Here is a 9,044-nt window from a genome sequence, read left to right as displayed (position 1 = left end):
TGACATGAAGAAGGTTACGAAAGTCACACGACAACGCAAGCCGGGACGTTATAACGTTTATCTTGATGATGAATTTGCCCTAGCGGTTGATGAGAAAATATTGATTAAGTATGATTTGTTCAAAGGGACTGAGCTGGAAGATGACGCACTGAAAGAAATTGAAGCTGCAGAGTTTGAACAAAAAGCCTATACGAAGGCGTTGGTCTATGCGACTGGTCGCATGCGTTCTAAGGTGCAAGTCATTATCAAGTTGAAGGAAAATGAGTTTCCGGGGCTGGTAATTGCGCATGTGATTGATCGACTTGAAGCAGCGAACGTTATTGATGATGCGCGTTTTGCTGAAGAGTATGTCCGTTCGGCGATTCATTCAGGTAAGTTGGGTCCGCGTGGTGTTCGCACGAAGCTGCAACAGTTGGGTGTAGATAAGTACTTGATCGAAGATGCCTTGGCTGAATACTCTGAAGAAGACCAAGTTGATCAGTTGGACGATAAGGTTGAACGATTGATGGCGAAGTACGCAAGGCAATCGCACTTTATGGCCGTTCAAAAAACAAAGCAAAAGTTGGCCCAACTGGGGTATGACAGCAAGTTGGTTAATGCGGCAGTGAAACGCTTTGAGGTTGATAATGAAGCGGACGACGACCAAGAGTGGGATAATCTTGACCGTGATGCGACTTCAGCTGCCAATCGTTACCGCCAATATGAGGGCTGGGAATTCAAAAAGCGACTAAAAGCAGCGCTGTTCCGCAAAGGTTACGATTTATCACTTGTGGATAAGTGGATAAAGGCATACGAGCAAAATTTGGATTAATATGCATAAAAATGAATAAGCGTCATGCACCGACTATGGATAGGAAAATTCATGGTCGGTGCATTTTTATTAAGCTGTCAATTAGAAAATTTTAGATTTTTAAAAAATGTTGCGAATACGGAACAAAAAAGGTGACTAGAAGTAAGCAGAAGGCTGAAAAACACTTTATAATTGTTAGTATTGTCGAAATTATATAAAGTTTTTTAAGTTTTCGAAAAAGAGAGAAGGCTCGTAGGAGTTAGAGGCTTTGTTTACGTAGTGAGGTTTGCTACGGAGAATTGGGGTATTAGTTTTATGAAAATGAACCTACAGAAAAACATGTTTGACCGTCGACTGCGGTACAAGATGTATAAGGATGGGAAGAAGTGGGTCTTCGCTAGCATGGCGACCCTTTCTTTGATTGGCGCATTTATGGCAGGTGGGACCGCTCACGCCGACGATCAAGATGTCGATCACTCACAAACGGTTGATACATCTGAGCAGGGTAACGCACCAAATTCAGAGAACGTGGTGGTTCTATCAGCTGCGCCTGCAACGAGTGAAGCGCCATCAGACAGCGTTGCTTCATCAGCATCAGATGCATCATCTAGTGCACAAACTAGTTCAGCTGACGTGAAGGGTGAAACGTCAGCTTCTTTGAGTGCGCAATCAGAAGCAACGCAATCAAGCAGTGCACGCACGTCACAAACGCGTTCAGTTGCGTCAGATAGCAGTGCAACGTCATCAGTTGCGTCATCAGTCGCATCATCTGCAAGTCAAGCCAGCTCAGTGGCTTCTTCAACTGCGTCATCAACAGCAGTGTCATCTGTTGCAAGCTCAACTGCGGGAGCTTCATATTCAGTTGATTCAGCTAAGTCAGTGGCAACGGTTGTGACGTCAATTGTTGCTGAAATGCACAGCGTTACGGCTGCAGACTCAGCTGCAATTGCTGCCTCAACGACGGATAACGTTGTGCGTAACACGGCGATGGAAGCATTGGTTGCTCACGTTGTCGAAGAAGCGAGTGGTGTTGCACAATCTTTGAACTCAGCACAATACCAAGCCGATCACGTGAAGGTCGAGTACGCGAACATGTTGATGATGACGGTTTATAACGTTGTCAACAACATGACTTTTGAGCTACAACAAGCAATCAAATGGCAGCTGCTGACAAGCGCGGCGTAAAAGAGGATGTGCTTGAACGAGCACAAACTGCATACGTGAACTTGAATGTTTCACGATTCAATGCATCTGCTAAGTTGTCTGCATATGGTGACTTGATTGTTGATGCGGCAACAAACCAATTCGCAAAGGTCGTTGCTGATTTGAAGGCAACGGGTCTTTATGATGAGTTCCGTTTTGTTGTCGATCCTATTCAGGACAAAGCCATCAATGAAGTTTCGGACGCGGAGGTTGATGCTGGAAAGACGCGTGATGCGTTGATTTTGGGGTACAATGACGAACAAATTTATAACGAATTTGTGACTGGTGGAACGGTCTCAAAGACAACGACTTCAACTATTAAAGAGGGAACGGGACTTACTAGTTGGACGTCAACGCCAGATTCTGACCCAACTGATAAGCCTAAAAACACGCAAGATGTACCGTCAGCTACAGATGGCGGTCTAACTTCAACGACTTTCGCTAATGATGATACGCAATATTACAACCTAACTGGTGTTACGAGTGCTGATGGTACAAAACAAGCAGCTGTTAAGCCGGTTGCCGGAAACGTTACTTATAAGTATCAAATGGATTTGTCAGGAAACTTTACGATTACTGGTAAGTTCTTTATGTCAAATCACTCAGATTCTCGTGTAACTAAGTTGCCAACGGTTGATGGTAAGCAAAATGCCTTCCAAGGTGGATCAACTTATCCAGCTGGAGACTTTTTGGGACTCTTCCTATCACCAACTGACCCGGGTACTATCGGTGGAACAAACGGTGATTTGGGAATTGGTGGTTTGCCCGACGCCATTGCGTTTGGAATTGACTTTTTCTACAACTCAAACAAGGGTGACCAAACGTTTGGTACCAACACTAATGAAACGTATCAAAAGAACGGCTACCCAGTTGCTGGATTCCGTACCACGGACAGTAGCGGTAATTTGACGAACGGAACTGGCGGAGTGCAATATACGCAAAACACTAGTAAGGGTACGAGTTATTCTTCAACGACTCAAAACTCGGTGCCAGCCGGAATTCTAACGACTGGAATGCCTTACTTCTTGAGCTATGATGCCACCACTCACGTTTTGACGGCATCAATGCCTAAGCCAGGATCAACAGACGTAAATGATAAGAGTCAATATCTGACGTGGACATATACTTTGCCACAAGAATTGTTGGCTAAGGGTGTTTTGTCGCTTGGATTGTTGGGTGTTACCGGTGGTAATGGAGCTGTGATGGAAGCATCAATCGATGTTACCCAGTACAACCCAATTACTGGTAAGGACATGCACTTTTCAGGAACACTGGTTCCTAATTCAGTGACTGTTAAGTATCAAGATACTGCTGGTAATACAATCGCGGCTGATACACAAATCAAGGCAAACGTTGGTGACAAAATTGGTGTAGCTTACGCCTCTCCAAATTACCAAATCGACGATTATGCTTATCAAGCACCATCAAATATTGATAGTCAGAAGTACAAGTTGGTTTCTGCATCTGATGTTACCGTCGTAGGTAAACAGACGCTTGAAAAGAATTCACACGCAAACGACATGGTATTGAAGTTTGCAACGCGCCAGACTGCCATGGTTCGATACGTTGTTAACGGTGTAGCTAATGCTTTGCCAGCACAACAATTGTCAGGTTGGGCAACTGAGGCTTTTTCAACTGCCGATGGATATAGTGATTTGGTTTGGGCGAAGGCGGGTTATTCAATTAATGCCGGTTATTTGAATGGATCGTTTGACTCGGACGATTCAAGTGATCAAACAATTTGGATTTATTTCACGGCCAACAAGCAAACGGTTAAGACAACTGTAACAGGCTTGCCAGCTTCATACGCGACGCAAATTGCAGCAGAAACTAAGACAATTGATACGGCCACTGATAGTACGTATAGCTTGCCAACGCCTATTGAGGTGCCTGGTTATAAGCTGGTTGTGACTGCTGCAGCTGGTAATGAGGTTACAAATTACACAAACATCAATACACCTGCAGGTAATGCTGGCGACGTTATTAATTACACCTATGCATATACGGCAATGCCGGATAGTGTCAAGGTTTATTACACGTACACTGATCCGAACACTGGGTTGGTGAAGCCAGTTGATACTAAGTTGATTGGGCTACGTCAAATTAATGGACATGAAATTAACTATGATGCTAAGGGCGCACCATATATTGAAATCACTGGTGTAACGGATGACAAGGTTGACTTGACTAAGTTGGAAAACATCACGGGTGGTTATTCATGGGATGGTAAGGCACCGGTAGTTAACGGTAAGGCGGCAACGTCAACAACTGCCGTGATGAATGCAGATGTCGATGATGTTGTAACGATTAACTTTACGCAACAACCAGTTATTGCCACGATTTACTATTTCGCTTTGCGCGATGGTAAGTACACGCAATTCGCACCATTAGGAAGTGGAACGGCCAACACCTTCATTTATAAGGGATATGCCAACACAAAGATGCCAACTGATCCAGCAACATCAGCGCAATTGTATCCAGAAGTATCTGGTTATGATTTTTGTTGTGGTTGCAACTGGAAACGTGACGTCAGACAACCCAATGGATGTGGCGACTGATACGCCGTTGGACGACGCTGGTACGGATTACACATTGGAGGCTCACACAGAATCAACAAAGATTTTGTCTGCTGACTCACGTAAGAACAATGTGTTCGTGATCTACCAAGCACAAAAGCAAACTGCAGTAGTTAAGTATGTTGACCAAACGGGCGCACCTGTAGCGGTGCCAGCTGGCGCACCAACGACTTTGACTGGCGTTACGGGTGAAGCTTACGATACAACCGATTTAACACCAGTTGTACCTGGGTACAGCAACCCAGTAATCACTGATACTGCTCAAGTGGCAGGCAAGGTTGATAGCGGTAAGACTGACGAAGCGGGTCAAACAATTTGGAATCCTCAAGCGGTAACAGTTGCTAACAGTGGTGTGTTTGGATCAAACAACAGCACGGTAATCACTGTGACGTACCAAGCAGCTTCACAAGTGGCAAATGTACGTTATGTTGATCAAAATGGAAATCCTGTTGTGGGGATGCCAGATGATTTGCCAACTGTTTTGACAGGTACGTCAAATTCACCTTTGGCTAATTTGGTAACGGCTGCAATGAAGACGGCTCCTGCCGGATATACGTACGACAGTACTGATGCCGCGACGAATTTTGATGCTGATGAGGCACAAAATCAAACAGTTACGGTCCACTTTATTGCTGCAAACCAATCAGCAACGGTACGTTATGTACTAGCCACTGTTGATACAAATGGTAAGGTAACCTACACAACAACTGCTGTTCCGGGAACTTCGCCGGTTAGTTTGTCAGGAACGACAGGTTCAGACTATGCCTCAAATGGTATATACATGAATGCTGTCACGAATAAGGCAATTGCTGGTTATACACGTTTGGGTATCGATTTGGGAACTGGAAAGTTTGTTGATGGTACAAACAACATTACTGTTGGTTATGCTGCTGATGAAGCTACGCTACAAGTAATCTACTATCTATTGGATACCGACAACAAAGATAATTCATACCAAATGTCAACGCGTAACGGTGCGTTGATGACACCTGATGTCCCAGCACTTTCAGTTGAAAAATTGGCTGGTTTGCACACAGATGATGTAATTACTTTGACAGATCCAGTGTTCAAGGGTTACGTGTTGCAAAAGGCAGATACTGATTTATCAGGATTGGCTGGTGGTGCAAATGGTCAGTACACAGTTAAGGCTGGAACGAACGCCATTTCATACTACTTCTTGGCAACAACCCAAAAAGCCACAGTTAACTTTGTGGACGAAAACGGTAAGCAAATTTCAGGACAAGTGTCACGACAAGTAACGGGACCATCCAACTCACCTATCCAGGTTGAAAATGACATTCCCGGTTGGACGAAGATTGATACTGACGCAAACTACTTCGACGATGACGATACTGTTGATCAAGTGATTAACATTCGTTATGCCCAAGATGCCCAAGAACAAGCTATTTTGGTGACGTATCCAACGGCAACTGGTAAGACGAACATTACAACGCCAAAGGTAACGCAGACGGGTAAGACTGGTGATACGTTCCCAGCATTTAGCTTGTCTGATTACGACGTTCCTGGTTACACGATGTTGGTTGACGGTAAGCCGGCAACGGAACTTGCAGCTGAAACAGCCGATGCTACCAACAATACAGTTGGTGGTTCGCCTGTTGTGCCTTTGAGTAGCCCTGATGGTAAGACGTATTCATCAGCTGTCGATGGTGATCAACAAGTTCACATCATTACGTACAAGGCCAACCCAGCAACGTTGACGACGCATTACTACCTTGAGAATGAGAAGGGCGAAAAGACGGGAACGACAACTGTGCCTGGACTCAAGACGGTTGTTAATACGAATTTGACGACTGATGCGGCGGTTACGATTGCGAACCCAACAGCTCCAGCGGGTTATGAGCTGGTGACTGACGATACTGATTTGTCAGGAGTTAATAAGCTAACTGATGGTTCATACGCTGCTTTGATGGGTGATGACAATGTCATTACGTATTGGTTTGTTGCAAAGTCACAAACTGCGAGTGTAACGTATGTGGCTGACAACGGTACAGCGATTACTCAAGGAGCTGACAAGGTGACTGGTGTTACTGGTCAAACGATTGCGTCAGCAGATGACTTTAAGAAGGTTATTAATTACCAACCAAAGGGATATACGTTTGCATCTGCTGTGATTAACGGTGCCACGTATACTTCTGTTGCTAGCGCGTTGAGTGCTACGGAAAAGTTTGGTACATCAGCAAATACGATTGTGATGAATTACAAGGCTGATTTGCAAAAGGTCACGGTTAACTTTGTAGTTAATAAGTACCAAGCGAACCACCCAACGGTCTTGCAAGAGACTGGCGAGCAGTTGAAGTTATCTGATAGTGACTTGGCAAAGTATCTTTCAAGTACAACGTTACCAAGTAATACGTTGTATACGCTCGATACGCAGGCCAATAACCCTAAGTCAACCGACACCATCACGTTTGATGATGACGATACGACAAATCAGTCATTGACGTTGTACTACACGGGAACGTCGATTAACTAGACATTTGTTATGTTGACAACTGACACTGTTGAGGATGCCTTTGATGACGCGGGTCACTTTATTGGTATTCCTTCTTCTGAAGGGTATCCGTTGTCAACGGCTTCCTATGGTGTCTCTGTTTTGCCAGTTGGTATGGGTTCTACGGTATATGGCCAATTCTTGTTTGTTGGTTACGGAAACTTTAATCAAGGTAAGTCAAACGGAAAAGGAATTCCATTTGTTTTAACTACGGCAGGAAGTACTAACCCGTGGTCTGAAAAGATGACGCTATCTGGGGTTGTTGATAGTAGTGCGACGACGACAAAGTTAGCTAACGGTTCGATGATTGTAACGGTTGGTACAAAAGGATCACCAGCCGTACTTACGTATGATGATGGTACAAAGCAAACGTTTGGAACCGTTGGAAGTGTTTCGACGGGGAGAACTGGATTTACGTATACACTTAACCCAGAACAAGCTGTAGCTTATACCGCTGCGAAAGATGCAGGTCAAGACTATACTGTATCGACAACGAACGTCGGATGGGAATTTTTCCGTATGGGGCGCTGATGTCAAGATTATGGACAGGTTTTTTCGGCACCGAGAGGTGCCGGACTCCGAAAAATTTTCAAAACCCGGATTTCAGCCTAAAATGGCGTGATTTCTGGGTGTTTTTGTAGGCGGAACAGGGCTCAGCCCTTCCGTCGAGAGAAAACGAGTGGTATAGATTGTGAACCGGCCGGATTTCACAAGTTGTAGCGTGCGGTAAATAAGCCTTCACAAGGCGAATTTTTGAAATTCACAAGTGACGGCTTATAAACTGTGTCGTACCGGCTGGTGCCGATAATCGAGATTAAGTAAACCAGACATTGGTCTAGGCGGCCCGAAGCCAATCAGTGCGTGAGTTGATGCGACTGTTGTTGTACCAGTTCACATACCACTCGACAGACACCCGGACATCATCAATGGTCCTGTACTCTTCGTGATAAATCATTTCGCGCTTGATGAGCGAATGGAAGCTCTCGATACGAGCGTTATCGTAAGGATGCCCCTTACGGGAGTAAGAGTGATTTATTCCAGAGTTTTGTAATGTTCCTTCGAACAGGCTAGAAGTGTATTGGCTTCCCATGTCGCTGTGAATCATCTTTGGCTTACCGTTGGCTCTTAGAGCCTTAACTACGACGGATGTTGCGAATTCCTTGGTCATCTCTGGACTTAGTCCGTATGAGACTACGCGACGCTTTTCTGGGTCATAGACGGTTGCCAGATAAACCCACTCACGATTCATCAACTGGATGTATGTAATGTCAGTTGCCAGAACGCCACTCAAATTATCCAACTTCTTCATGAGGTTGGGCTTTTGAGGTGTGTCAGTGGTTGTTGTTGGCTTCTTGTATGACTTCTTGACCATGCGAGATTTGAGATTGAGCTCATTCATGAGTTCCCAAACCAAACGATCGCCAACATCAGTCTTCAAAATGAAGCGCAAGAACGCTGCGATACGACGGTAGCCATAGATGCCACGATTGGTGTTATAAACGGCTTTAATTGCCGTTTTCAGAGCATTACGCCGTGTTTCTCGTTGGCTAGGTTGCCAGTTTTTCCATTGATAATACGTGCTTCGAGCAATGTTCAAAGCCGATAAAACGCTTGTTATGCGGTGTCCCATTGCGAGTGACCGGTCAATGATTTCCAGTCCTAACTCGCGATTTTGCGTTAATTGTACTTCGAAAGCAACACCGCGGCTCGTTTTAAAATCTCAAGTTCTTCGCGAAGTTTGGCGTTTTCCTTTTGTAATGCGTTTACATCAGCTTGCGTCCATTTTTCGCCGTCCACTTCGTGGACTGTGTACAATTTGACCCAGTTACGGATTGAATCGGCCGAAGGCCCGTATTCAGCGGCTAGTTCAGTGTAAGAACGCCCTTGGTTGTGCATCTCGACAAGAGATTGCTTAAATTCTGGTGAATATCGAATCATATAAAAAATGCTCCTCTGCTATTAG

Annotated in this window: 7 protein-coding genes; 5 read left to right on the top strand and 2 right to left on the bottom strand. The window is 44.8% G+C overall.

All coding sequences use genetic code 11. The annotated features are described in order from the left end of the window. Positions 1-4: 4 nt before the first annotated feature. From ACAW68_08700 to ACAW68_08680, 5 genes are all read left to right on the top strand, one after another. Entirely contained in the window at positions 5-811 is an 807-nt protein-coding gene (locus ACAW68_08700) for a RecX family transcriptional regulator (GenBank protein ID XGA15535.1), read from the top strand. A 294-nt stretch (positions 812-1,105) separates the two neighbouring features. After that, on the top strand, positions 1,106-1,975 hold the full coding sequence (locus tag ACAW68_08695) for a KxYKxGKxW signal peptide domain-containing protein (protein ID XGA15534.1): 870 nt from the start codon (positions 1,106-1,108) through the stop codon (positions 1,973-1,975). After that, the gene (locus ACAW68_08690) at positions 1,948-4,551 is read left to right on the top strand and encodes a MucBP domain-containing protein (protein XGA15533.1); all 2,604 of its coding nucleotides are present in this window, start codon (positions 1,948-1,950) and stop codon (positions 4,549-4,551) included. Before ACAW68_08695 ends, ACAW68_08690 begins: the two co-directional genes overlap by 28 nt. Then, on the top strand, positions 4,487-7,063 hold the full coding sequence (locus ACAW68_08685; GenBank protein XGA15532.1) for a MucBP domain-containing protein: 2,577 nt from the start codon (positions 4,487-4,489) through the stop codon (positions 7,061-7,063). Before ACAW68_08690 ends, ACAW68_08685 begins: the two co-directional genes overlap by 65 nt. A 9-nt stretch (positions 7,064-7,072) precedes the next feature. After that, positions 7,073-7,612, top strand: coding sequence for a hypothetical protein (locus ACAW68_08680; protein ID XGA15531.1), 540 nt, complete (start codon positions 7,073-7,075; stop codon positions 7,610-7,612). A gap of 304 nt (positions 7,613-7,916) precedes the next feature. Here the strand turns inward: ACAW68_08680 and ACAW68_08675 are convergent, their stop codons facing one another. Together ACAW68_08675 and ACAW68_08670 are read right to left on the bottom strand one after the other, a co-directional pair. Then, positions 7,917-8,732, bottom strand: a complete 816-nt coding sequence (locus ACAW68_08675; GenBank protein XGA17020.1) for an IS3 family transposase — start codon at positions 8,730-8,732, stop codon at positions 7,917-7,919. Positions 8,733-8,758: 26 nt separating this feature from the next. Continuing rightward, positions 8,759-9,019: a transposase gene (locus tag ACAW68_08670; GenBank protein ID XGA15530.1), complete on the bottom strand. Its 261-nt coding sequence runs from the start codon at positions 9,017-9,019 to the stop codon at positions 8,759-8,761. Positions 9,020-9,044 lie beyond the last annotated feature (25 nt).

This window comes from Weissella confusa, from assembly GCA_041871065.1.
In the GTDB taxonomy this organism is placed as follows: domain Bacteria; phylum Bacillota; class Bacilli; order Lactobacillales; family Lactobacillaceae; genus Weissella; species Weissella confusa_A.
The sequence above is the reverse complement of the archived record's forward strand: the minus strand, read 5'-3'. Positions and strand labels throughout refer to the sequence as shown.

Excerpts from the sequence above, each read along its gene's own strand:
- ACAW68_08685 (XGA15532.1), top strand. The coding sequence starts at position 4,487 with ATGATTTTTGTTGTGGTTGCAACTGGAAACGTGACGTCAGACAACCCA.
- ACAW68_08690 (XGA15533.1), top strand. The coding sequence starts at position 1,948 with ATGGCAGCTGCTGACAAGCGCGGCGTAAAAGAGGATGTGCTTGAACGA.
- ACAW68_08695 (XGA15534.1), top strand. The coding sequence starts at position 1,106 with ATGAAAATGAACCTACAGAAAAACATGTTTGACCGTCGACTGCGGTAC.
- ACAW68_08670 (XGA15530.1), bottom strand. The coding sequence starts at position 9,019 with ATGATTCGATATTCACCAGAATTTAAGCAATCTCTTGTCGAGATGCAC.
- ACAW68_08680 (XGA15531.1), top strand. The coding sequence starts at position 7,073 with ATGTTGACAACTGACACTGTTGAGGATGCCTTTGATGACGCGGGTCAC.
- ACAW68_08700 (XGA15535.1), top strand. The coding sequence starts at position 5 with ATGAAGAAGGTTACGAAAGTCACACGACAACGCAAGCCGGGACGTTAT.